17 protein-coding genes are annotated in these 26,081 nt (G+C 36.5%); 8 read left to right on the top strand and 9 right to left on the bottom strand.

What is annotated here, in order from left to right:
* Nucleotides 1–89: 89 nt before the first annotated feature.
* From RI845_RS08605 to RI845_RS08640, 8 genes are all read right to left on the bottom strand, one after another.
* Nucleotides 90–1,049, bottom strand: a complete 960-nt coding sequence (locus tag RI845_RS08605) for a glycosyltransferase family 2 protein (protein WP_348389327.1) — start codon at nt 1,047–1,049, stop codon at nt 90–92.
* Nucleotides 1,009–2,241 (bottom strand): polysaccharide pyruvyl transferase family protein, encoded by a 1,233-nt coding sequence (locus tag RI845_RS08610; protein ID WP_348389328.1) that lies wholly within the window; start codon nt 2,239–2,241, stop codon nt 1,009–1,011. Before RI845_RS08610 ends, RI845_RS08605 begins: the two co-directional genes overlap by 41 nt.
* Nucleotides 2,242–2,330: 89 nt before the next feature.
* Nucleotides 2,331–3,620 carry an O-antigen ligase family protein gene (locus RI845_RS08615; RefSeq protein ID WP_348389329.1) on the bottom strand — a complete coding sequence of 430 codons (1,290 nt, stop codon included), beginning with the start codon at nt 3,618–3,620 and terminating at the stop codon, nt 2,331–2,333.
* The gene (locus tag RI845_RS08620; protein ID WP_348389330.1) at nt 3,575–4,975 is read right to left on the bottom strand and encodes a GumC family protein; all 1,401 of its coding nucleotides are present in this window, start codon (nt 4,973–4,975) and stop codon (nt 3,575–3,577) included. Before RI845_RS08620 ends, RI845_RS08615 begins: the two co-directional genes overlap by 46 nt.
* A gap of 15 nt (nt 4,976–4,990) precedes the next feature.
* The gene (locus RI845_RS08625; RefSeq protein ID WP_348389331.1) at nt 4,991–6,292 is read right to left on the bottom strand and encodes a polysaccharide biosynthesis/export family protein; all 1,302 of its coding nucleotides are present in this window, start codon (nt 6,290–6,292) and stop codon (nt 4,991–4,993) included.
* A 233-nt stretch (nt 6,293–6,525) separates the two neighbouring features.
* Nucleotides 6,526–7,245: a sugar transferase gene (locus tag RI845_RS08630; RefSeq protein WP_348389332.1), complete on the bottom strand. Its 720-nt coding sequence runs from the start codon at nt 7,243–7,245 to the stop codon at nt 6,526–6,528.
* 50 nt (nt 7,246–7,295) lie between these two features.
* On the bottom strand, nt 7,296–8,129 hold the full coding sequence (locus RI845_RS08635) for a WecB/TagA/CpsF family glycosyltransferase (RefSeq protein ID WP_348389333.1): 834 nt from the start codon (nt 8,127–8,129) through the stop codon (nt 7,296–7,298).
* Nucleotides 8,130–8,323: 194 nt separating this feature from the next.
* Nucleotides 8,324–9,091 carry a glycosyltransferase family protein gene (locus RI845_RS08640; RefSeq protein WP_348389334.1) on the bottom strand — a complete coding sequence of 256 codons (768 nt, stop codon included), beginning with the start codon at nt 9,089–9,091 and terminating at the stop codon, nt 8,324–8,326.
* A gap of 266 nt (nt 9,092–9,357) precedes the next feature.
* Here RI845_RS08640 and RI845_RS08645 point away from each other — a divergent pair, with 266 nt between their 5' ends.
* The 5 genes from RI845_RS08645 to RI845_RS08665 all read left to right on the top strand — a co-directional run bounded on the left by RI845_RS08645 (nt 9,358) and on the right by RI845_RS08665 (nt 15,855).
* Nucleotides 9,358–11,034: an LruC domain-containing protein gene (locus RI845_RS08645; protein WP_348389335.1), complete on the top strand. Its 1,677-nt coding sequence runs from the start codon at nt 9,358–9,360 to the stop codon at nt 11,032–11,034.
* 15 nt (nt 11,035–11,049) lie between these two features.
* Complete coding sequence (locus RI845_RS08650; protein WP_348389336.1) at nt 11,050–11,577, top strand: hypothetical protein; 528 nt, start codon at nt 11,050–11,052, stop codon at nt 11,575–11,577.
* Nucleotides 11,578–11,728: 151 nt separating this feature from the next.
* Complete coding sequence (locus tag RI845_RS08655) at nt 11,729–13,207, top strand: sigma-54-dependent transcriptional regulator (RefSeq protein ID WP_348389337.1); 1,479 nt, start codon at nt 11,729–11,731, stop codon at nt 13,205–13,207.
* 233 nt (nt 13,208–13,440) lie between these two features.
* Complete coding sequence (locus RI845_RS08660) at nt 13,441–14,733, top strand: oligosaccharide flippase family protein (RefSeq protein ID WP_348389338.1); 1,293 nt, start codon at nt 13,441–13,443, stop codon at nt 14,731–14,733.
* A gap of 42 nt (nt 14,734–14,775) precedes the next feature.
* A complete protein-coding gene (locus RI845_RS08665) occupies nt 14,776–15,855 on the top strand; it encodes a glycosyltransferase family 2 protein (protein ID WP_348389339.1) in 1,080 nt (359 codons plus the stop codon).
* A 52-nt stretch (nt 15,856–15,907) separates the two neighbouring features.
* On the opposite strand, the gene RI845_RS08670 is transcribed toward RI845_RS08665, so the two are convergent.
* The gene (locus RI845_RS08670; protein WP_348389340.1) at nt 15,908–17,260 is read right to left on the bottom strand and encodes a sensor histidine kinase; all 1,353 of its coding nucleotides are present in this window, start codon (nt 17,258–17,260) and stop codon (nt 15,908–15,910) included.
* 551 nt (nt 17,261–17,811) lie between these two features.
* Between RI845_RS08670 and RI845_RS08675 the strand changes: the two genes are divergently transcribed.
* The 3 genes from RI845_RS08675 (at nt 17,812) to RI845_RS08685 (ending at nt 26,067) form a co-directional block, all read left to right on the top strand.
* Entirely contained in the window at nt 17,812–19,629 is a 1,818-nt protein-coding gene (locus RI845_RS08675) for a S8 family peptidase (RefSeq protein WP_348389341.1), read from the top strand.
* A 133-nt stretch (nt 19,630–19,762) separates the two neighbouring features.
* Nucleotides 19,763–24,292 (top strand): two-component regulator propeller domain-containing protein, encoded by a 4,530-nt coding sequence (locus RI845_RS08680; protein WP_348389342.1) that lies wholly within the window; start codon nt 19,763–19,765, stop codon nt 24,290–24,292.
* Nucleotides 24,289–26,067, top strand: coding sequence for a two-component system response regulator (locus RI845_RS08685; RefSeq protein ID WP_348389343.1), 1,779 nt, complete (start codon nt 24,289–24,291; stop codon nt 26,065–26,067). Before RI845_RS08680 ends, RI845_RS08685 begins: the two co-directional genes overlap by 4 nt.
* Nucleotides 26,068–26,081 lie beyond the last annotated feature (14 nt).

Genomic DNA, 26,081 nt, shown 5'->3' on the forward strand with positions numbered 1-26,081 from the left:
TGATAGTACATATTTGTTAAATAATCACAAATATAGTTTGAAACATCGATTAACGTTCTAACTATTACTATGTTAAAAGCTTAGTGCTTTTATCGGCTAAATTTTAATTGAATAGAGTTCTTACATTGCGCCACCATAGACCATAAATATAAACAAATCTTGTGTTTTGGTTTTAACCAACAGCGCTTGTCAGCTAATAAAGCTCTAGCACGACTAAACTGCATTGCTTTAATGTTAAGTTTGGCTAGATGACATAAGTGCGCTGCGCAAAAGGTTAGGATAGCTTTCCTATACTTAGAATTGTATTTTACTGCAGGGATCAATTCAGTTGTTGCTGTTAACCTTTTACTAAAAGGTAATTCATTTTTTGGTATGTTATTAATGCATGCCCGGTTTTCGGCCGCTAAATTATAAATAACATGAATATCAGTTGAGTAGGCGATCAATCCGTGTATGGCAATATGGCTAAAAAGTGCTTGGTCTTCCCCCATAGGTTCATTGAGTGGAAACATACCAAATTTTTTAAACGAACTGCGTTTGATGACGGAAGAAGAAACAATAAACGGTAAATCACCTTGGCTTGCACATTCGAAATAGTTAACTAATATACCGTCAATATGTTGATGATGGTTTAGCCTTATTTTCGCGTCTTTGTAGTTGTTTTCGCCTAATTTACACTGGTATTTACAAGCAAATATATCGGCAAAAGGCGATTGATGGATCATGCTTGTAATTTTCGTTAGATATAATGGCAACCACAAATCATCTGCATCTAAAAAAGCAATGAAAGGGCTGTTAGCCAACAAAGCACCTTCATTTCTTGCCGCAGAGACTCCTGCGTTATCTTGATCAATAATGATTAAGTTTTCCAAATTTTTTTCAGTTTTAAAAGTCTTAACAACTTCTAAACTGTTATCTGTAGAGCCATCGTTAACCACAACTACTTCATATGCAGGATTTTGCTGTTGGTAAACACTGTTTAATGTTTTTAAGATATGCTGCGCTTTATTATAAAGCGGAATTACGACAGTAATATTCAATTTGTTCATCACTTAGTCTCCAATTCTTTAAAGATTGCTGTAAAGCGGTTCGTACAGGTAATTTAGGTGGTGTAAAGCCATGCTTTAAACCGGTTTTTATTGTTGTTAAAAGAGCTGTTAGGTCAGTATTTTCTGGTGATATTTGATACTTCTTAGCAATATTAATTTGTTTGCACCAGGCTTGACATTTTGGGTGGTAATTTATGGCGATGACAGGGGTTTTATTGATATAGCTTAAAATAAGTGCGTGTAAACGCATTGCAATAACAAGTTTAAAGGTACTTAAGATCTTGACCATATTTAATGGGTCGCCGTGGTACTTAATTATGTGTAGACGAAATAGAGAAAACTTATCTTCTGTATTTTCCGCTACAGTTTCTTTTACTTTTTGCAACAGAGAATCATCATTTAAACGATTATGATTTATCATCGGTTCGGCATTAAGGCTTATTAAGGTTATATGCTGCTCTGTGGTTTTTAGCAGTTTGCAAATGAGTTTTGCATATTGAGAAATAATTCGTTGCTCAGTGCTCTTATTAGCATTCCCTAAATTATCAGAAGGAATAGAGCACAAGTTAATCGCTATGCCATAACGTTTTCTTTCAAATTTAGATTTACTGAGCAATTGTTTTTTATAATCTACTATGTGGCTATGACAAAGTAGTAGCGGGGCCAAATCGAAGGTTAGTGAAATATTTGCATCGGGTGAAAGTTGCTTTGCTCTTTGATAGCTATCTTTGTCACGTAAGCCAATAAATGGGCATTCTGCTAAAAACTTTTTGCAAGCTGCTTCTGCTTTGTCGTCATTAAAGGCCTCAATACCAACGCCTACCGCCATATGTTGGCGTTCTTGCTGTGAGGTTAAATTGAATTTGGAACTCAATTTTAGCATTAACCGTTTAATATTTAGATCATGGGCACTATGAAGTACAGAGCCCCCGCCCAACACAATTTGTTGGCTTTTCCATGCTAATTGGTATTGCAATAAACGGTTTTGTCCGGGAAATTTCTGTTCCGCTTTAAGCGTTGCTTGTGTCTGTTTAAAATCGTTTAAATTTATAGGAGCACTAGCAGTACATTGGGCTTGTTCATTCTTTAATATGTGTTTATTAGCCCAAGCAGTAGCAAGCAATAGGGCGTCATCACCTAAATTTTGTTTACCATAGAAACCAACAAGTAGTGCCTTAGCCGTATTTGTCATAATGAGCCCCTTTAATATTAATGCTGATAACCATGAATGTGGTTACCTTATATTCAAAGAAGCAATTAAAATGCCACTTTGATACATCACTAAACTGGTGAATAAGTAAGGGTTTCTTTGTTTGCCGGGCAGGGTTTTAAACTAAGGCCAATATAAATTAATGCCGGCCAAAAGATAAACGCTAAGATCTCTAGATTTTCATAAAAACTGTAAAGCCAAAAGACCACCATTAACGCAAGAGCAATACGTGCATTTGCTCGCCAGAAACTAAGGTAAAGTAAATAACAGCTGGTAGCGAACATTGGAAGGGCAAGACATAATAGACCTACAGATCCTTTAACATACAAAAGTCCATACCAGGTATGATGGGAGCCTATTTGCATACTCTCTACCACTTTTGGGCCCCGCTCAACGATACCATGTCCCCATATAGGAGCTTCACTTTGCCAGCGTTGAATGGCGATATCTGCTAATGCTGCTCTTACCCGAGTTGAGTCAGGTCTTGATTGTTTAATTTGCTCAAAATGATCAAACAGTAATTGCGAAATGGGATCACTAAGTATGATGAATATTGGTAGCATGAAGCCTAATAAAAGTAAGCTTTGCAGTTTCAATGCTTTATCAAAGAGTAGCGTGAAGGGGAGTAAGCAAATAAAAATAAACAGCCCGGCTCGCGATTGCGATAATAAAATCATTACTACACAACCTGCAATACCAAGAATTCGCCAACGTTTGTTTTGTTCTTGCAGGCAAAGTACTAAATATATACAAGACATAAAGCCCGCAGCAGGTGCCCAAGGGCCAAAAAAACGCCACCTTGGTAATCCCGTTTCAGGGTTAATGCCAAATAAACTAACCGAAAAAAACTCAACACCAGGTCCGCCAATCGCTTTTAAAGGGGAAACATATACCTCTCCAGGTACACCTACTAGATAAATGAGCAAAGTGACAATAGCAAAAATCAGGGTATAAAAGCTGACTTTACATATTGCACGAACTAACATTTTCTCATTTATATTGGCAAAATAACCTATGAATATGAAAATAGGAAACAGGGCCCAACCTTTCATCCAACCTATTGTGGATTTGATTGTTTTTGAAAGTCCTAAGTCCCAGTTAGCGTGGGCTATGAATAAAGTAAATAACATGATTAGCATCATTGCTACCCACAGCCAAATGATCGCAGGTACGACCTTCGGCTCTGTGATAGTATTTGGCCGTACATTCCACCTTAATAGTAAAATTGATATCAACAACCAGCCAAGCAAACAGCCGGTAACATACAAGCTACCTGATAAAAAGAATAAATAAGTACAAGTGATGTTGTACCAAACTAACTTTTGTTCAACAGTAGATTTGTTAAGTTGTGTCGTTGCCATATAGCTACCAAAAAGAGAGTGATAAAAATGATCCCAATAAAACCTGCGGCTAAGGCAATAGCCGTTTTAGGACTGCTTGATTCTTGTGGAAACGATGCCACCGTAAGTTGTTGAATTACTGGGTAGGAAGCAAAAATATCAGCTTTACTTGCTTCTAAACGTGCTGCAGCAGAGGTATAAATCGCTTCAGCCATGTTAAAGTCATGCTCTAGACGCTCAAGCTCTGCAACTTCTCTGCTATAAATTTTTAATTTGTCACGTACAAAGGCAATTGATTGTTCAATATTAGCGAGCATTGCCTGCTTACCTTCTTTAATTGCACTTGAATCAATTAAATCGGCAAACAATTGGGCGCGGTTGTTTTGTTTTTTTAAATCTAGTGTATTAAAACTCTCGCTGACATGAATACCTATCATTTGCATGCTGCGCTGCTTTAAATGCGAATTTACTAGATTTACCCGTTGTTGAGCAGCAACGACTTTAGGGTGGTTATTTCCCCAACGAGAGGAATAGGTTGTTAGTTCACCTAATGAATTATCAAGTTCGGTTAAATAGCTACTAAATTGGGCATCGGTTTGTAATTTAAAGACTTGCCCTGCTAACGACGGGGAAACACCTAAATTGAGACTCAATTTTCTAATGTAACTATCGATTTGTTCCAGCTCTGATGATACCAGCATGTGTTTTTCATTTAGATCAGACAAGGCAATTACCATTTGCTCAAGCTGAATGCTGGCAACGACAAATGAATTTTGTTGAAAGTCGACGATATTTCCGCGAGCAAGATTTAACTTGTTCTGATATTGAGTTAAAACAGCTTTAATACTTACATCACGTCTTAATACTTCATCGGCGCGTAATCTATCAAGCTCTTGCTGCAGAGATTGATATAAAGCATTCGCTTTGCCATTAGCCTCTTTCGCAGTACGACCGCGGATTTTTATTGAAATTATAGATGTTTGTTCGGTTAACTTGATAACCGGTGTGGCAAATTCACGCACACTAATGCCCATAATCAAAGCCGCGCGCTCTAATACAGAACGGCTGGTTAGCATTTCTTTATAATTGACTCTAGGGTTAAAGCTTGAAGAGCCATAGGGTGCAGATGTTTGCGAGACAACTTCACCAACTTCATTTAATTTTACGTTGCTACTAGTTCCTGTGCCTGGAAGTACCAGATCCATTTCACTGCTATATTTTGCCGGCATATTAAGGTAGATAAGAACCATAGCCAATACAGATAAGTAACCAAAAATTGCGGCAACTAAATACGGCTTTTTAAATAAACGGTAAATATAAGCTCGAATTTTGTCTGTCGGGCTTATAATCATCATTTGGTAAGTCTTTTTAATCATAATTAATGCCAATATTTACAATAGTTTAAAGGGAATGATAAAGTCCGCAATGGTGTTAGCAATATCGCGAAGATTGGTTACATCAGAGTCATAACATGCAACAGCATCATTGGGCATTAAATAAGGGTTAATGGATTCTCTATTTGATTGCCTCATGAGTTCTTCAATGGATCGTTCAATTACCTGTGTTTGTTTAGTTAAAGGGTTAACGCTTACAAGCACTACTTTTCGAGGAGCATTGGTCCATTGTTTGCCGCCCACACAATTAGCAGAAATTGCCGATTGTAATAAACGGGTACCATAGGGCACATTGGCAGAGTAACGTCCAACAGCGGCGTTTGAGTTACTCATCGCCGGTGCTATTAAGTTAGACATAAAGATACGAAAACCTTTTGGGGTTATTTGACTCGGTCTTACTAAGTTTGATTGAAAGCAACCTGTAGTAGGGACAATAATTCGGTCTCCGGTGATTAATGGGTAATCCGTAACAGGATCGCCGGTAAGTATTCCTGTCATGTCAGCTTCTAAACGCCATCCTTTTCGAAGTAAAATTACTTGGTCAAGTTTTGCATCGGGCCTTACGCCAGAAGCAGCACGCAATGCTTCTGATAGCAGTCGTTTGTTTGAATGATCGCCGTAACTAAAAGAGTCTTGTTCTAATTTTTGCGGTAACGTTTCATTGATCAAAACTCTACCAGGGTTAAATACAGCCCCAGATACTGATACTTCTATTTCAGACCAGTGGAGAACTTGCAGTGTTACGTGGGCTGTAGCGGCTTTAAATATTTCTTTTTTGATAAATTCAATTGATATTTTTTCGGCAACAATATTGGTTGGTAGGCCAAGTACATCAATGGGCGGTAATAATGGAATATTAATAAGGCCATTACTATCGATGATGTAATTACCGTTAAAACCTTCACCATTTTCTATATTCACCGCTACCATATCCCCTGGGCTTAAGCCATTTAACAATGTTTGCTCATTAGCGTTTGGGAAGCTTGCAGGAGCGGCTTGTTTTAATTGCAGTGGTTTATCGATTATGTAATGTTCAGGGGCTGCAAAATCTTGAAACTTTTCACATGTTTTAGCCGTTGCAAACACATATTTAGCCGTACTTTGCTGACTAATATGAGTGCCATTAGCTTTTTCATTGCCATAAAAGTCTGGTTGCGAATGTTGGGGAGTATCTAATGAGTCTGTTTGTGTGCAAGAAAACACAGAGGTAAGTAAAATGCTCACGATGGCTAAAAATATTAACTTGTTCTTGCAAAGGTGAGAGTTATGAAAACTCATATAAAAAAACGAATAGAACATAATAAAATCCTGGTTGACCATATACATGGACATTGCATTAAAATGTTATATATCTAATGCAGCAATATAGGTGCCAACATTTAGTTATTGTGTTCAGCGCTTGCACAGGTACATGAATAGGTAGGGAAAATAAAGATCTTTAATGTTTTATTGAGAGTTAGAACATTAATATTTGCAATTTGCAAAACCTTAAAAAACAAAAAGGAGTTGCAAAAAGCAAATAGATAAGTGTTTTAGTATGCGCCTTTTGCGCTGATTACAGCAGGAATAGTTCCCAGTAAAATCTTCAAATCAAATAAAAATGATTGTTGACGAATGTACTGTAGATCTAATGATATTTGTTGAGTAAAGCTTGTATCGGCACGACCAGATATTTGCCATAGACCAGTCATACCAGGCTTACAATTTAAGCGTTTAAATTGATGTTGATTGTATTGGTAACTCTCACTTGCTAAGGCTGGTCTGGGGCCTACTAACGACATATCACCGATAAGTACATTGTACAGTTGTGGTAGCTCATCAATAGAATATTTACGGATGAACTTACCTACAACAGTTACACGAGGATCATTAATATATTTTTTACAAATACCGTCACGATGGCTTAAATTTTCATCAACTTTAGGGGCAAATATTCGCATTGAACGGAATTTATAAAACTTAAAATGACGTCCATTTTCACCTATGCGGGTCTGACAAAAAAGCACCTTGCCGGGGTTTTCTATATATATAAATAAAGCGACCATGAGCAGTAAAGGTAAGCTTAATAATATTAAACCTAACGCTATCAATTGCTGCAGTGGCATAGGGATACCAACATTTCGCTTTATATTTTTCGCTTTTTTATGATAAACATATTGCTTTGAAGAAACCGAAGAGCTTCGCCAGTATTGCATAACTAATTTTTCATTTAAAAATGGATAATACTGCTGAATGTTCATTTGATTATTCATGTTAAGCCTCATTTATATCTAATTATTAATTGATGCGAGTTTACTCATTCTTATGGTTTACTTACGTGTGAGGGGGGATTAGAAATTGCCTTAGCCGCTTGTCTAAAAAGATAAGTTCTAAACAAAAATATTGGGTTACCTATTACGTATCGGTAAAACTTATTCTTAGGCTCTTGTAGTAATCTAAATAACCATTCCAGATTTAAATTTCGAAGCCAAAGGGGCGCACGGGGAATATTGCCGGAATAAAAATCAAATAAACCTCCTACCGCAAGGGCTGTATTACAGTGTAAGTATTCGGCATTGTTGGTTAACCAAATTTCTTGTAAAGGCGAGCCTAGCGCCACTAATAAAATATCGGCTTTTGATTGGTTAATTTTTGCAATGATACGTTTGTTATCATGTTTCTTAAAATAACCATGTTGATAGCCCGCAACCTTCAGTTTCGGGTAGGTTTTGTGTAAGCGTTTAGCTGCTTTACTCGCAACACCTGGGCTAGCTCCTAAAAAGAAAATTGATTTTCCTTCATTAGCCGCTTGTTCGCAGAGCTTTGGCAGCATGTCTGAGCCATTCACATTTTCCTGTATAGGTTCGTCTATATGGTTTGCTGCTAAACGCATGCCAATACCATCTGCAAATAAACAGTCAGCTTGTTTTAGCGTTTGATAAAAATCGTTATATTTAAAGCTTAAATTTATTGAATGTGCATTTATGAAAAATCCTAGGTTTGGTTTTTCCGATGCTTTTGTATGAGATTTATTACTACTTAAGTTGAAGCGGTGAGAAATAACCCAATTTATGGCCTTGCTCATAGGAACGTTGTTTATGGGTAAATCAAATAATCGGCAAATATTATTATCACTACAGTTTGTTGAACTAGTCATGGCAAGCCTCACGTTTATTTTAAGGACCTAATTAGGCGATAATTCATTTCAGCAATAACTATTCCAGTTTTTGTTATTTCTTAAAATACAATGGCTTAGCGTATGTTGTGGATGGCTGTTTTGCAAATTGATAATACATTTTTCTCAATTTGAAAATTAACCTAATATTCTCTTAGTTAATCTTGAAGGATTGATTAGGGTTTGTGAGATGATTGAAATTGTGGGTAGTTAACGATTACCTTTTGTGTCTCTCGTTGAAAGACATCAGAGGCTAGAATATGGTTTACACCTTGTTTTACAAACACATACTTGACCAACAACCCAAGACTTCGTCGTAATACATGATGTGCCAATGTTTTCAGTTTTGAGGTACGCATAGGACCATAGCTAAAGTGTCTAATATGATCATTTAGTTTTTCATCAAATGTATTATTCCAGCGATGATGCAACACTTTGATAAAGTTAACTTGTTTACTAAAGTGAATGATATGGCCATTTTCACCCCAGCCTGTTGAATCGATACTTGGTAAGTGCTGACGGCGAGATAGTATCAATTTATCTAACCAGTTTATTAATGCCCCCGCTTTTTTAGCTATCATAACTCCACTGTTAAAACGTCCGGTATAACCATTGGCCATGTAAAGATATTTATCATCTACGAAAATTTCATCTATAGATGGGCAATCCTCATTAATGAGGGCATCAGCATCGACAAACATAACATTCTGGTAGCCATTAACTAATGCTGCTTTTAACAAAACCAACTTTAACCAACAGCACTCCATGCCTAAGTTTGATATTGATGGCTTGGAAATTACCACATATTCATAATTGTTCGTTTTTGCGTAAGCCTGATGGCTTAATAAGTACTCTTGATAAAGCCATTGATAGCCATTTAAAGCGATACTAAATACCAGTGTTTTTTGAGGAGGAGTTTGTGAGTTTTGAATTTGACTCATCATGATTTACCTTTATGAAAATGGCTATCTTTCTTATTTATTAAATATAAGCAATAAATGTTCCGTATAACTAAAGTACGTAGTTTGCTAAACCCAATACGTATGTATTTAATTTTTTTCAAATTAAAAAAGATTTTTAATCTTTCTTTATTTACATGCCGGATAAAGTCTTGTGGCTGATGTAAGGTGATGATTTTATGGAGTTAAAAAATATTGGTATAAAACTCGCTTAAAGTAAGTAGAAAGTTATGATGGGTAAGGAAAGCGTTATGAAACCATGCAAACACAACTTACTAAATACGCAAATAGCAAACACTCTATCAACCATAATACTATTACTGTTATGTTTTTTTGTATTCGTTTCTGTTTATGTCCAAGCCGTAACCCAAGATGAAAACGGCAATTATATCTGGTCCTTTCTTTCTGGGGCACCTTGGCCACAAGGTTATGATCAAAGTACCGGTAAACCCGATGATTTGATTTGGGCGAAAGATGAGTACCCAGCTGATTTTTTCACCCTGATCAATAATGCTTTACCCGAAAGTGAAGTAAATGAGGCGTTTTTAACTGGTGACGCTGGCTCGACTATCACTATAAAACCAGACGTAGAAGAAGCAGAAATATTTATTACTTTTATCCACGAGGGAGCAGGTTATAAAAACTCATTTGGCTTCTTTGTATTTGATCCTGAAAATCCACCAACGAGTCCAGAACAAGTCAACGAAATTATCATATTTCCTAATTTGTCTTTTCCGCATTTAACGAACGGACATAGAGTAAGCTTAGGAACCTTCTCCGGCGGCACGAGTATTGGTTTTTTCTTAGCAGCCAATGCCTTTTGGTATGACACTGGGGTAAAACCAACAAAAGTGCCTTATTACTATTCCCTTACTAATTTAAATGATGAACCCAATTCGACTTTACAACAACATATGGTCGCTTTATACGATCAAGGCGTTGAAGAAGTTATTTTGGGTTTTGAAGATTTACCAAGGTCATGGGGGGATAATGACTTTAATGATGCTGTATTTAGTGTCAAGGTTACCCCTGCCTCCGCTTTACAATTAAATGATTTAATAGAAATTCCAGATGTTAATGACTCTGATGCCGATGGAATTCTTGATGATGCTGATGAGTTTCCTAATGACTATCATCGGGCATTTAGTTCCTTTTACCCTAACGAACAATCTTGGGTAACCTTAGCTTTTGAGGATAATTGGCCTCATATAGGTGATTACGACTTGAATGATTTAATCATTAGAGAGCGACTGCAAGTGATTTATAATAGTGATACACAGATCACTGGTTTTAAAATCAGCGGCTTTATTGATGCTCGTGGTGCTGCTTATCACAATGGCTTTGCTTTACGTTTATTGGATATTCCCGCCTCAGCATTTTTAAACAGCACATTGAGTATTGGTGGGCAATCGTATGAAAAGACTGCAGAGCAATATCAACAGGATTTGGTAATAAGTTTATGGAACGATACCCATGTATTCACCGAAACGGGTGGTTCAGGAAAGTGCAAGCATTTTAATACTGTTGCAGAGTGTAATACATTTCCATCAGTGCCATTCGAGTTAGATGTTAATTTTGCTACCGTTGTTGATAGCTTACTACATTCATCATTGGACTTTTTTATTTACCGTACAAACAATAGGTCTAGAGAAATTCATTTTGCTGGATACCCACCTACAGACCTCTTTGATCTCACCCAGTTTGGTAAAGGCGATGACAGCTCTGTTGTGGAGCATGATCGTTATTATAAAACAGACAATAATCTGCCATGGGCTATTAAAATTGATACTACCTGGAGTTACCCAAAAGAGTACATCGACATAATATGGGCATATCCTGTATTTGAAACCTGGGTTGAAAGTAGTGGCAGTGAAGCGCCTGATTGGTACATAAACCCAGGTAGACCACAACACACCTTTAACCCCTAAAATAGGAATAATATTATGTTAAACATGAAGAGCAATTTTTCAAAGCGGATTTTAATTATCAGTATTTTAGCTCATGGTTTAATTGGTTGTGGCGAGGGCAGCAGTAAAGCAACAGCAGTAAATGAAGTCCCACCCCAATCTGAAACCCAAGCCAGTATTGATCATAGCCCTAACCCTGAAAAGCTTGCTACAGTTGCTGAAACAGCAAATGATTTATACGTTGAAGAAGATTTTGACTTTCAAAGTTTTCGTACGGTAACGATTGATATTCATGTTCAATCCTATGCCGGAGACAATATCGATAATGCATTACTTTATGTTTCATCCATTCCTGATGACATTATGGAGTTGGATGATTCTCGACTGATGACAAAGTCATTAATTGCAGTATCAAAAACAGATAATAATGGACAAACACTGATTACACTTGAGGTACCACAAATCGTAAATAACCTACTTATAGAAGTAAACTCACTTGGGGTAGATAATAAGCACATAGTAGATATTAGCCAGCAAGATTATTATGTGCTTTACTTAAACTAACAGCAGTGAGCATCTCTCATATGATTTAAAGTCCTTTAAACCTTAATTTAATTGAGCACTGTGCGTACTCTATTTTTACCATTATAAAACCGTACGCAGTTGTCTGATACAAATCTACGTTTTGTGATGTTATAAACGTTAAGAGAGGAATATGGACTTGCCAAAGAGTAGTGTGTTATTTGTAGATGATGAGTCTATGATATTAGACGCTTTGAAGCGGGTTTGCCGTAAACTCTATGCGACAGTGTTTACTGCCCATGGCGGGCACGAAGCACTTGAAATTATCAAGAACAATCAAATTGATATCATCGTATCTGACATTAATATGCCTAATATGGATGGCATCACATTTCTAGAAAAAGTATCTAAAATTTCTCCTGAAAGTATTCGTATCATTTTAACCGCTTATACCGATGTAAATAATACTTTAGCGGCCATTAATGAGGGGAAAGTTTGGGGTTACCTCAATAAGCCTTGGGATAACACCCATTTAATTAATACCCTGAATCAAGTGATAGAATTTCGTAAAATCATGGTTGAACGTACGTTATTAAAAGAGTTTAAGCCTAGAGATAGTTTCCCCTCTATCGATAAATTTTCTGGTTTTGTTGGTAGCAGCGCCAAGATGCAGAATATATACCAAACGATCAAACAGTGTGCGCCATGTAAAGCTTCTGTATTTATTACCGGGCCAAGTGGTAGCGGTAAAGAGGTGGCAGCGCAAGCTCTACATGAATTGAGTAGACGAAAAGAAGGCAGTTTTATTGCGTTAAATTGCGCGGCAATACCGGCTGAATTAATGGAGTCAGAAATATTTGGCCATGTAAAAGGTGCTTTTTCGGGCGCTCATTCAAATCGAGATGGCGCGGCAACGTTAGCACATAATGGAACTCTGTTTTTAGATGAAATAGCTGAAATGGATATTATATTGCAAGCTAAATTACTGCGGTTTATCCAAACCGGTACGTTTAGTCGTGTAGGCAGTGGTAAAGTTGAAAAAGTTGATGTTCGTTTTATTTCGGCGACAAATAGAGAGCCTGACAAGGCAATCGCCGAAAACAAATTACGGGAAGATTTATTTTACCGGCTTAATGTATTGCCAATCGCTTTACCTCCGCTAAATGAACGGGGCAGTGATGTAGTGCAAATTGCCGAAGTCTTTTTGCAAAAATATAATCAAATTGAAGAAAGAAATTACCAAGGCTTTACCCCATTGGCTAAAAAGTTACTTCGTAAATATCAATGGCCCGGAAATGTAAGACAGTTACAAAACTTGATCTATAGCGCGGTAGTTCTCGCGAATGAGCCATTAATAGATGAACATATTTTTGCTAGTATATTAAACCTTTCCGATGAGCAATTATCATTATTACTTGAAAGTGAAGACGTTGCACAGATACATGAAAAAGCGACGGATAGTAATATCCCTATTGGTGAATGTGTAGTGACTGATGGCAAGAGCTTTCAAGATAATAGTAAAATTTATACCTTAGCGAGCGTCGAGCGTAAAACCATAGAGCATGCATTAAGCCAATGTAATGATAATGTAGTAAAAGCCGCAGAAGCACTAGGCGTTAGTCCATCAACCTTGTACAGAAAAATTCAACAGTGGCAAGACAGCGCAAGTTAAATATGGATGTTTGCATTTTGCAAATTCTCTTTTTGTTTTGCTAAAACATTTGCTTTTTAGTGAAAATAATTCTTTTTGGTAAAACTTTCCCCACCATAAAACAAACATTAACGCCCATTTATTGGCGGCTGTAGTGAGTTGCATCGTTTTTATAGGCTTATTTTTTATTTAATGATAACTGGAACCTTTCTTGCATTTTAATCAACATCCCCCTAGTAACTGTTGAAAATACTATGCAAAAGGTAAGAGAAAGTACCGCAACACTTATAGCCTTACTACGCGATTATAAAAAACATTTAACGAAATTGGTCAGTAACTCTTTATGGCTACTGAGCTCAGATATACTTGGAAAAGGCTCTAGATTAATCACCATTATCGTTTTAGCGGCGACATTATCACCGAGTTTATACGGCAGTGCCATGCTAGCGCTTGTATGTCATGATATTTTGCGTTTATTACTGCGCTCTGGCTCAGGCAATCAAGTAATTAACTGTAGTGATGAGCAACTGCCAGTCATTGCAAAAAATGCCCTGTCTTTGCAATGGATTATATGTATTACGTTATTCTTTATGCAGTTGCTTTTTGCACAAATGATGGCAAGTTTCTTTGAGCAGAATGTGATAGCAAAAATGCTTACGGTTATGGCCATAAGCTATCTTTTATTACCCGTGGTAAGTATTCGAGTATTTATATTACAACGTAATAATCAAATGGCACACGTTGGTATTTGCAGTGGTGTTTGTTTACTTATTGAAAATTTAAGTATCGCTGTGCTTGTTTATAAAAGTGGTGATGTTATGGCAATTGCCTATGGAAAGCTCATTTACTCTGTTGCCTGGGCAGTTATTTTTAGTTTTGTTGAAAGTAAAAGTTATGGATTTGGCTTTAATCTTTCGGTAATTAAATCATTAGTTTTTGCGTCAACAAAAATGATGTTTGCGGAATCTGCAAAAGGAATACAGCAACATGTCGATATTTTTATGGCCGCTAAATTATTATCTCCAGAGTCGTTTGGTTTGTACAGTTTTGCTAAAAGTGCAGGTATAGGTATCACCCAGTCAATAAATTGTGCATTTACCAACGCTTTATATCCACAACTCTGTAGTTTCAATAGACAAAACAACTTACAGCAAAGAAGCCGAAGCATATATTGGTTAACGCTATTGTTGGCAAGTCTATTTGTTGTTCAAGCCGCCGCCGCATTTATATATATGCCGTTATTTTTTTCAGAACAATGGTTGCTCGCTATTCCAATTACCAGTGTTCTATGTTGTTCAGCCTGTACCACCATTTTTTTAGACGTTAAGTGTTGTATGTTTCGCGCCCTTTATTTTTATAAAGCAGAAAGCTGTTCGCGTGTGGCTATCTTACTCTGTTATGTGCTTGCAATAGTGATCATACAGCCAGATTCAGCAATGGGATTAGCGCTAAGCATGTTAATACTTTCAACGATTAACTTATTCGTGTTTATCCCATTTAAGCGGTTATATAACTTACCAAAAATTGAGATTAAACGTATTCAATAGTGAACAATTTGTTTTACTCATTAATGTATAAGAGGTTCCATTATGTCAAATGCTATCACTCATAAACAGTTCAAAAAACCGCAAGTTTCTGTCATTATTCCAATGTTTAATGTCGAAAAATACATCAATAAATGTATTAGTTCGGTTTTAGATCAAACGTTTAATGATTTTGAAGTTATCTGTGTTGATGACGGCTGTAAAGACAGCACCTTAGCAAAGCTTAAGCAATTTAACGATCCTAGAATTCGACTAATACAACAAGTAAACCGAGGGTTGGCAGGGGCAAGAAATACTGGCATTAGCCATGCGAAAGGGCAATACATAGCTTTATTAGATGCAGATGATTTTTGGCATGAGGATAAACTCGCTAAACATGTAAGTCACCTTAATAGTCGGCCAAGTGTTGGTATCAGCTATTGCTCATCTTTATTTGTTAATGATGATGATAAACCTTTAGGAATTGGCCAGTTTCCGAAATTGAAAAATATCCGTCGACGTGATGTTTTATGTCGAAATCCTATTGGGAATGGCTCTGCACCAGTGATGCGTAAAGCAATGCTTATTGATTATGTAAATTGTCTGGAAAAAGGGTTATGTAGCAAGACTTTCCGTAACAAAGGGAGAGAGAAATGTCATCAAGTTCGTACTGAATACTTTTATGAAAAATTGAAACAGTCAGAAGATATTGAATTTTGGCTTCGACTTAGTTTGAGCACAAGTTGGAAATTCGAAGGAATAGGGCAAGCGTTAACATTTTATAGAATAAACCCACATGGTCTATCGAGTAATTTAGAAGCTCAATTTTCTTGTTGGAAAGCCGCGTTAGCGTTAAATAAAGCGTCTCAGCCTAGCTTTTTTAATCGTTATTATTCGTTAGCGAAAGCATATCAGTTTCGCTACTTTGCACGACGAGCAATTCAATCTGGTAAAAGTGATACTGCTTGGTTGTATATGGGTAAAGCGCTAAAAACCAATTTTAGAATTATTTATCAAGAGCCGTTAAGAACGTTGAATACATTATTATGCACAGTGTTGTTAAAACTATTACCTTATAACGTTTATAAATCTCTTGAGAAATATATCATGGGGCAAATGTGTAAGTTGAAGGCTGAGGTAAAATAAGCCTATACGATCTTAATGTCAGATTGTTTTTAGTCTTGTTTTATTTATTGTACTAGTAACACGCTAACTGTTTACTAACGTTTGGTAAGAAAATGGTGAAAGTTGTACCTGTTTCATCGGAGGCGACGGTTAATCTACCTCGGTGTTCTTCCTCAATGATTTTGTAACTAATCGATAGTCCAAGTCCAGTTCCTTGGCCAGCAGGTTTCGTGGTGAAAAATGGCAGGAATATGTGCGATAAATTTTCAGAAGGAATACCTATACCGTTATCACTAATATTAATAAATACACCTTGATTATCGGCGTAAGTTTCAATGTCAATATTGCCTTCTTTTTTACAAGCCTGACTAGCATTAAGAATAATATTCATAAATACTTGATTTAACTTGCCTATATTACCTTGTACTAAAGGCAAGTCGGTTAAATTAAGGTTTACCTTACAGTGTGATTTAATTTGGCTGTTAACAATATTCAATGTAGTTCTAATCCCTTCATTGATGTCAACATTACACAACTCCTCATCTTTAGAGCGAGCAAATCTATTAAGGTCACTCACTATTCCTTTTGCGACGGTTAAGCCTTGTATTGTTGATTGCGTAAGGCCTGAAAGATCGTTAACTACATGGCAATAGCTTTTATCCCTTAATGGCAGTTTGTGTTGCTCTGCTATATTTGGGTTTTCTATAATGGCCTGATGGGCAGATTTAATATCAGTAATATAATCTTCTAAAATTGCCAAGTTACTTAATGAGTAGGCCAATGGGTTGTTTATTTCGTGGGCAATACCAGCAGATAACATGCCAACCGATGCCATTTTTTCTGATTGAATTAAGGTTTGTTGATTGAGTTTTAAATCGGCAATGCTTGCTTGTAATTCGCTATTGGCACGTTTTAATCTGATTTGTGTGGTTTGCAGATTTCTTTGATAAATAGAACTTGCGATCCGAGGAGCAATAATATTAGCAACTATTTGCAATAACTCTTGTTCGGATTTTGTATAATTATTTATAAATTTAGATTCAGAGTCGATAACCGCAATTGTTTCACCTTCATAGATTACTGGCACTGTAAGCTCTGAGCGGCCTGAATATTGATCAAATATATAGCGAGAGTCAAGCATAGTGTCAGGTACTATCTCTGCTACCTTAGTTTCTGCTACGGTACCAACAATGCCTTGCCCCATAGGAATTTCTATTCTTTCATAGATTTGCCTATCTTTAGGGTTTTTAATACCAAATGCTGAAACTTGAATTAATACTTGCTCTGCTCGTAGGTAAATAACACAATCTTCAAACTCCATGATATCACCTACGCCTTGAGCGATAGACCATAGCAGGTCATCTAAACTTGCTTGCTCAAGCATAGCCAATGCAAAATCATTAATTTTCTTCACACCTACTGACATAGTTACTACCTATTAGATGTTAGATTACCCATTATTAAGCATAGTTTAATTTTTGCAAGGTAACCAATTTAGTTGAGTTATAAGTTAACTAAATAAGGACATTTAAAGTGGGCAGTTATTAAAGTTAAGGGAGGAATGTATATTTTTATTGTGTAGGCAAAAATAGAAAGTGGGGCGCTAGCCTTTTAAACCTGGCATTGTTACATAATCGTATTATGAACATAGTTTGCTGATAACTTTTGAAATTAATTTCTAGCTGTACCTTATGATTGAATACTTTTATAAAACTAGTAGATAAAAGGTATTAGTTAACTAATTGAGTATGTTATTCGCCATTTTCTTCTGAATTCGCCAAGTTGTATGCTCTTCCAATCTTGTCGTCATTTATTTCTTTTGTTCGTCATATTTTTGTCGCCATTATTTTTCTTTTGAAAAGGGTGGAAACCTAAGTTTTATTAGAAGCTAAGTAAAATGGGTTTTGTAACCCAATTGTTATTTGTTGGCATGATTCTGGCTTTAGTAGAGGTAGATTAATTTAAACGGAATAATTTATGAATCTTTCTTCATCAAACAAAATAACAATAATAAGGTCTGCGCTTAGTACTTTGCTGCTACTTTCTGTAGCAGCTTTTCTTTTTTTCTCTAACAGTCAAACGTTACAAAAGGGTTCTTACATTGTTCAAGGAGCAAGTAAACCAACGTTGATTGCCGCAATTGAATCAGTTGGTGGTGAAGTCGTTCATAACTATACTGTCATTCAAGCAATTTCAGCTTTATTAACAAGTAACCAAGCAGAGCAGATTCGTAATAATCATCCTTTGATTAGGTTGTTTTCCGATGAGAAAGTTAAACTGAGTTCACATAAGTCGAAATCTAAAGCAGGAAACGGCGTTGATGAACGTAATACTTATTTTCCAACACAGGTAGGTGCAAGCCAGCTTCATTCGCAAGGGATCACAGGTGAAGGCGTTGGTGTTGCTATTATCGATAGTGGTGCTGCAAAGTTTGATGGTATCCGTAAGAACAGCTACGGTAAAAAGCGTACAATTCATCATCATAGCGTACTTAAAGGTAGCAAAGCATTAAAAGATGAGTATGGTCATGGTACTCATATCACCAGCTTAATTAGTAATAGCTCAACTGCATTTAATAGTAACGGTGATGCAAGTGAATCATATAATGGCATTGCCCCTGACGTTGAATTAACGATTGTTAAAGCGTTTGATGCTAATGGCAGCTCTACTTACACAGATGTTTTAAAAGCTATTGAATATGTTGTTGAAAATCGTGATAAACATAATATCAAAGTATTAAACCTTTCTTTTAGTGCTAAACCACAGTCTTTTTACTGGCAAGATCCTATCAACCAAGCATTAATGGTTGCTTGGCAAGAAGGAATTACTGTATTTGCTTCAGCAGGTAACAGTGGTTCAGAAGCTATGTCTATTGGCGTTCCGGGCAATAACCCTTATGTGATAACCATTGGTGCTACTTCGGACAACTATACACCGTTTGATTTAAGTGATGACTTTGTTACTTCATTTTCTAGTGCTGGTCCTACCGTTGAAGGTTTTATTAAGCCTGAACTAGTTGCTCCTGGTGGCCATATGCAAGGCCTAATGAGTCATAAATCTAAAATCTATAAAGATTACCCTGAATATGCAGATGGTAATGATTACTTCTTATTATCTGGTACATCACAATCTACCGCTGTAGCAAGTGGTGTTGCTGCTCTTATGCTACAAGATGACCCATATCTAACACCTAATGATATTAAATGTCGTTTGATATCATCAGCATTTGCAGGTACAGCAAATGAAGGCGAATTGTCATACAGCATTTTTCAACAAGGTGCAGGTATGATAAACGCACCATGGGCAGTAGCTAGCGACAAAGTCGGCTGTGCTAACCAAGGAATGGATATCGCTAATGAATTGAATGATTCACAACATTATGCCGGCCCAGCTCGTCGTTATGATGATAATGGTGATTTTTATATTCTAGGTGTAGAAGGACATGAATGGGATGGTTTGTACAACAAAGCTCACTTGTGGCCAAACGCTCACTTGTGGCCAAACGCTCACCTGTGGCCAAACGCTCACCTGTGGCCAAACGCTCACTTGTGGCCAAACGCTCACTTGTGGCCAAACGCTCACTTGTGGCCAAACGCTCACTTGTGGCCAAACGCTCACTTGTGGCCAAACGCTCACTTATGGCCAAACGCTCACTTATGGCCAAACTCTAACTTATGGGGCGATGCAGCCGTTTGGGAAAACGCACATTTATGGCCAAATTCGAATTCATTTTTAGATTTGGGAAGTGATATAAGTTCAGTCTCATTTATCAATAAATGGATAGAACAAGAATAATAATTAAAAAGGCGCCGAAGGCGCCTTTTTACTGAATAAATTATGCATTGAAGGCCTGAATTTTAATGACAATTGAAGGCTGAAATGCTATTAATAAGTAGAATTAAATAATAATAAACTTTAGGTTGCTGTAATGACCACTAATAAGAGTCAGTATATTTTATTGCTGACCGTATCTCTTATATTTTCCGCTTTGTTTTTACTGTTCAGTAGTCAGACATTTGCATCAAATATTACTAATCAAAATCAAATTCAGTTTACTAACTTGAATGATACCGAAATACTTTCGCACCCGGCTGTTAATACCATAACTCAAGATGAAATGGGTTTTATATGGCTTGGTAATCAAAATGGTTTAAATCGCTTTGATGGGATATCTTCAACCATTTATACCCACATGCCAGGTGAACCAAACAGCCTCGCAAGTACTTGGGTTAAAAAGGTTTTTGTTGATTCAGAAAATAGACTTTGGGTATTGGGAAATGGCGGGATCAGTCTATACCTATCGGAAATCGATGGGTTCAAAAATTTTAATGATATAGAACGTCATAAAGAGGTACTTGGGAATATTTATCAAACGGTCATAGAAGATGAAAATGGTGATTTATGGTTTGGAAGTATTGATAAAGGTATCACCATATTAGACGTCAAAACATCAGCATTTACTTCATTAGAAGCGTTAAATGGAGAATCGATTTTAGATTTGTTTATTGATAATAGTCAAAACGTATGGGTCGCTACTGAAAAAAATGGTTTAAAGGTCAAACTGAAAGGTCAGGATGATTTTCTGTCTTTTACGCCAACCAGTGCTATTCCTATTTCAAGTAACAAAATTCAAACCGTTTATGAAGACTTAGAACATAATTTATGGGTGGCTACACAGGATGCAGGTGTTTTCATTTTTGATCTGAATAAAGGAGTAATAAAATCTTTTACTCATCAAAAAAATGATAATGCCAGTTTATGCTCTAATTATGTATATGATATTTATCAAGATAGAAACAATACATTGTGGCTAGCAACAGATGCAGGCCTTTGTCAGTTTAACCCTCAAACAGAAACATTCATTCGCCATACGTTAAATACCGCTAGAGCCAATAGTTTAATCGATAACAGAGTAACTACACTGTTTCAAGACACTGGAGGGGTCATGTGGGTAGGTACCTTTGCCGGTGTTAGTCGTTGGAATGCGGTCTTAACTCCATTTACTCACGTGAGTAAAAACTTTGGTATTGGTACTGAACTTTCATCTAATGTTGTCGCCGCTCTTGCAGAAGATTCAAAAGGAAACATTTACGTAGGTACCTGGGGCGGTGGTCTTAATATTATTGAATCTGCAACTGGAAATATAAAACAAATTCATGCGGATAAAACTAATCCTGTCGCTTTACAAGATGATCGAGTGATGAATTTGTTGATCGATAAATCAGACAATTTATGGCTAGGAACATTTGGCTCGGGTTTACACTATAAATCTAGTAAAACTGATACGTTTAAAATTTATCAACATGATCCAACAGATCAAAATTCACTTAGTAGTAATGCTATCAGTAAAATAGTCGAACTGGATAACGGATCTTTAGTCATTGCCACATTTGGTGGCGGGGTTAACATTCTTCATAAAAATGGCAATATCTCGCGTATTTTACATGACGAGAATGATGACAACTCAATATCGAGCAATAAAGTTATCGACGTAATGGTTGAGAATAAACAAAGCTTATGGATAGCAACGCGCGGGGCTGGCATTAACCATTATAATTTAGCAACCGGCGATAACACTCGTCTGCAGGCCAATGATGAGCAAGAACACTCATTAAAAACCAATAATATTGTAAGTTTATTAAATACAGAAGAATACATCTGGCTTGCCACTGAAGATTTTGGTATCGCACGTTTAAGTAAAAATGAGTATTACCAAGGTAATGCTCATTTTGAACAAATCGGTATAAGTCAAGGAATGCCAAGTAATGTAGCTTATGGCCTTGTTGAAGATAACAATGGTTATATTTGGGTAAGTCATACAAGAGGGTTAACTCGCTTATCGTCAACAGATTTATCAATTAATAACTTTAATAAAACTCATGGCTTGCAAGAAGATGACTTTAATACCGGCGCTCATTTTAAGTCAAAATCTGGGCGAATATATTTTGGTGGTCCTAATGGCTTTAATTCGTTTATGCCAGATAATGTACCGATCAATACCTACGAGCCACCATTAAGATTTACTAAGTTTTCCAAAAATAATAAAACCATTCCAATACACCATATGTTTCGTAATGATGGAGTCTTAGAGCTTGATTATTCGGACTCATTTTTAGATTTTAAATTTGCTGCATTGGATTATACCAAACCAGAAAACAATAAATATCAATACATGATGGAAGGCTTGAATTCAGAGTGGATTGAAACCACAAGCAATAATATTCCATTTACCAGCTTACAGCATGGAAGTTATCTGTTAAGGGTTAAAGGATCAAATAATGATGGTATCTGGAGTAAGGATGAATTATCTATAACTATCCACGTTAATCCGCCATTTTGGCTAAGTTTACCTGCTTATATTTGTTATTTTTTAGTGTTGTTTATTGCTGCACTCCTAATGTATAAACGTCAACAATACAAACGTCAGCAGTTGCTAGATGCACAAAAGCAATTACAAGCTGAGGTTAAATTACGTACCCAAGAGTTGCAAAATGCCAACAGTGCTCTCGAACAAGCAATAGTCGAAACCAATAGCGCTAAAGATCTTGCTGAAAAGGCTGCTCAAACAAAATCAAACTTCTTGGCAACAATGAGCCATGAAATTAGAACGCCAATGAATAGTATTATAGGCATGAGTGATCTTCTGCTTAAAACCGGGTTAAATCGAACTCAAAATCATTACGCCGAATCAGTACAAAAAGCTGGGTCAATGTTACTGGAGTTGATCAACGACATTTTAGACTTTTCTAAAATGGAAGCTGAAAAAGTGCAATTGGATCTACAAATCTTTGACTACCACAAACTTATTGAAGAAACGTGTTTTCTATTTGCCAATAAAGCCCATGAAAAAGGTGTTGAACTTTCTATTTACATTGACCCTGATTGCGTAAAATTAATTAATGCCGATTCGTTACGAATTAGGCAGGTTATTGCTAACTTGTTGGGTAATGCAATCAAGTTTACTGAAAGCGGCTTTATTGAATTGAATACTCGTTCTGAGCAGGGCACTTTGTATATTTCTGTTAAAGACAGTGGCGTAGGTATCAGCAAAACTAACCAAACCAAAATATTTCAGTCTTTCCAACAAGAAGATAACTCAACCACTCGCAAGTTCGGCGGTACAGGTTTAGGACTGGCAATCACTGAAAAATTGGTGCAATTAATGTCAGGTACTATTGCTGTTGATTCTATACCTGAAAAAGGAGCAACCTTCACCGTAACCATGCCTTTACTTGATTGTCAGCAAGCCAAAGATGATGTAGAACATCAATTAAATTACCAAATAATGGTGTTGACTGAAGATGACATTGTTAAAAAAATGACTTTAAATTTGCTCAGCAGGCTTAACATCCAGCATCAAACGTTAAGTATTGAGAAACTTCAACTCACTGTTTCGGCAACAAACGAAAATGTCATTTATTTAGTAGATGAACAATTGCTGTCACAAACAGAAGTTTATAAGCACTTAGAAACGGTCGTTGACAAAGTAGTAGTGCTAAATAGAACTACATCATCTCCTAGTTTATTAGCCCACGCTAGATACTTGGAAAAACCATTACGAAAAGATTCTTTGTTGGACGTATTACAAGATTGTGAAGATGGGAAAAAGGTTGATGAAAAATCCAAAAATCCTCACATTGTTGAAGAAGTTGATGAGTTTAAAGCACATATATTACTCGTCGAAGATGCCATTACCAATCAAGAAGTGGCTAAAGCAATGTTACACTTGTACGGTTGTGAAATTGATATCGCCGACAACGGTGCTATTGCTGTCGAAAAGATTAAGACTATGCAATATGACCTAATCTTTATGGATTGCCAAATGCCTGTCATGGATGGTTTTAAGGCAACGCAGTTAATCCGTGAATGGCAAAGTCAAAATGAACTCGAAGAAACGCCTATCGTGGCGTTAACTGCGGGAGTTGGATTAGGTTATGAACATGAATGTATTAATGCAGGTATGAATGAACACATAAGTAAACCTTTTACCACTGAAGTATTGTTGAATGTATTAAAGAAATATCTTAATAACCTCATTGTACTTAACGATGACGTTGTTGTTAGTGATGAAATAAGCGACTTTGAATATTGTGATAATTCAGAAGCACTAATTGATTTTGCTGCTATAGAGGCGATTCGTGATATTGAAAAAATTACCAATCGAAAAATTTATCAACGAGTTTTAACGTCGTTTAAAGCAGAGATTATTGTAAAAATAGATGATCTAATGGTTTATCTGGATAAACTGGATAGTGAGAATATACGTAAAACTGCACACGCCATGAAATCTTTATGTGCAAATGTAGGTGCGAAAGAGTTAACAAATATTTGTATTTTTATTGAACATGAATCGGCGAAAGGTAACATTTCTGAATGCCAATTTAGTGCCAACAATATAAATGAAATTTACCAAAATACAATCGTTTTACTCGAAGAGTTATCGAAGGAAGTTGTATGAACAATGCAGAGTTAAATCTATACAATAAAGCTAAAGTGCTTATTTGTGATGATGACCCAACATATTTAATCTTAATGCGAGATACGCTTGAAGCTCAAGGTTTCGAAGTTATTGAAGCTGCTGATGGTGATACCGCGTTAATTAAGTTTTTTACTATGCAACCTGATGTGATATTACTTGATGTTGAAATGCCAGGTCTAAGTGGTTATGAAGTTTGTCAACAAATCAGGGCGCATAAATCAGGTAAAGACGTACCAATTTTAATGGTAACAGGCGCTGATGATTATAAATCAATTTTAAAATCCTATGAAATAGGCGCGACAGATTTCTTACCAAAACCAATTCGCTGGCCAATGATTGCACACAGAGTGCGTTATATGCTGCGTAGCAGAGATGCGTTAAGAGAGTTAAAAGACTCTCAAGAAAAACTTAAGTATTTAGCGTATTACGATAGCTTAACAGGGCTGGCAAATCGAGAAAGCTTTAACCATCACTTAGAAAAATTTTTATTGTTGGCTGAACGCAGTAGTCATCATGTTGGTGTGTTATTTATTGATTTAGATAGGTTTAAACGGATCAATGACACCCTTGGTCATGGTTTTGGTGATCGAGTTTTACAAAAGGTTGCCAAAGTATTAGAAAGTAACCTTAGAAATTCTGATTTATTAGCTCGTGGTAACGATGAGGTGTTAACGTCAGAAGTTGCTCGCCTAGGTGGTGATGAGTTTACCGTGTTTCTAAGTCAAGTTGATCATGTTGATGATATTGCTCAAGTTGCCCAGCGGATAATACAGTCCTTGTCAAAACCGATAAAAATAGATCAGTTTGAAGTCACAGTAACACCGAGTATCGGAATTTCTGTGTATCCTGATGATGGCTTAAATGTTACCAATTTAATGAAAAATGCTGATGTTGCTATGTATCACGCAAAGGAACAGGGGCGATGTTGCTTTAAATTTTACTCTGACTCTTTAAATTGTAGGGCAATTGAACGGTTAGAGCTTGAACAAGAATTACGTAAAGCTTTACAAAATGATGAATTTGAATTGTATTACCAACCGCAAATTGATGTTGAAAAAGATCAAATAGTAAGCGTAGAAGCGTTAATTAGATGGCATAACCCTAAACATGGATTAATTTCTCCTGCGGAGTTTATTCCAATTGCCGAAGAAACTGGTTTGATCATAGACATAGGTGAATGGGTTCTTAAAACCGCATGCCAACAAGCTAAATTGTGGTTAGACCAAAGTGGCAATGAATGTCGTGTATCAGTTAACTTATCTTCTGTACAATTTAAACGCGGTTCATTGGTTGGCTTCATTCAAACAGTACTTGAAGAAACTGCATTACCAGCTAATTTACTTGAGTTAGAGCTTACTGAAAGCGCAATTATGACCGATGTTGAAGAGAATATTGTTCGTCTGCAACAAATTAAGGCATTAGGGGTTGGAATTGCAATCGATGATTTTGGCACAGGCTATTCATCGCTTAGTTATCTAAAGAAATTCCCTATTAGTACACTTAAAATTGATCGTTCGTTTATCACTGATATTGATACTTCTGCAGATGCTGCTGCTATTGTAAAAGCAATTATTGTTTTGGCTGAAACATTAAACCTTGATGTAATAGCCGAAGGCGTAGAAACGAAAGGGCAGTTACAAATTTTACAAAGTTTCAATTGTTCATTAATTCAGGGATACTTATTTAGCCCTCCGATCAATGCAAATAACTTTGAAAAGTTACTTATTAATGATCTTCATCTGGTTGCGAGCTGAGCTAAAGCGATAGT

The sequence above is a fragment of the Thalassotalea nanhaiensis genome (genome assembly GCF_031583575.1).
In the GTDB taxonomy this organism is placed as follows: Bacteria; Pseudomonadota; Gammaproteobacteria; order Enterobacterales; family Alteromonadaceae; genus Thalassotalea_A; species Thalassotalea_A nanhaiensis.